Source organism: Vibrio sp. 378 (assembly GCF_033339435.1).
Genome location: NZ_JAWOUO010000555.1, coordinates 1 through 699, shown reverse-complemented (window position 1 = coordinate 699; position 699 = coordinate 1). Strand labels below are relative to the sequence as shown.

Below are 699 nucleotides of genomic sequence, written 5' to 3'. Positions count from 1 at the left end.
AAGTTGTTGAATTTAAAAAGGTATGGTCGGTTTTCCCAACTGGAGAAGGAACGAGTCTCAAGATCAGCAGAGGTCTTTAATTTCGTTTCCAACCACGTTCGTGGTAGTTCGTCGAAATGATCGAACAAGCATTGACCTAAAATATCTTGAGACAGCACACCGCTGTAAGACTGCATAAAGCTGTTCCAGACACACACGTTATATTCTGGATCAAGAACAATGAGCCCAGAATCCATGGTATCTAAAATTTGTGTGACCCAATGAAAGTCTGCTATGTCCAGCGTGATATCGGACATCAGATTAACTCCATGATTTCATAAATAATTTCTACTGATGGTTTGTCTATTAGAAATAATACTTCACACTCAAAATCGAGCGCTTCCGCCATGTAGGTATATTCGATGGTAAAGAGTTCGCCTGATTCTCCTTGTTCTTCATTGTAAGGAGTGATTGTATCGACGATGCCCGGCTGACGAAGTGAAAACTGCTTATCAAGTTGGTTCCCTAAAGAGGTTAGGAATGACGAAACCAGCAAGTTAGAGACATTTAAAATAATTTCATTATGAGGCGTAAATTCGAGCAGATACCCCAACCTTTCGCCAATTTGATTGATATCTTTCCCACGTAGGCAAACCAACGCCTCTCCGTGTATACCGCCGCCAACAAAGCGCTGCGAAACCGCTCCAGAGCTATCTCGCC

2 pseudogenes are annotated in these 699 nt (G+C 42.3%); both read right to left on the bottom strand.

Annotation, left to right across the window (positions count from 1 at the left end):
• Nucleotides 1-296: pseudogene (locus R7Q48_RS27505) on the bottom strand (PAS domain-containing protein); the annotation flags it as partial.
• Nucleotides 296-699, bottom strand: a pseudogene (locus R7Q48_RS27500) (response regulator); the annotation flags it as partial. The pseudogenes R7Q48_RS27500 and R7Q48_RS27505, both read right to left, overlap by 1 nt.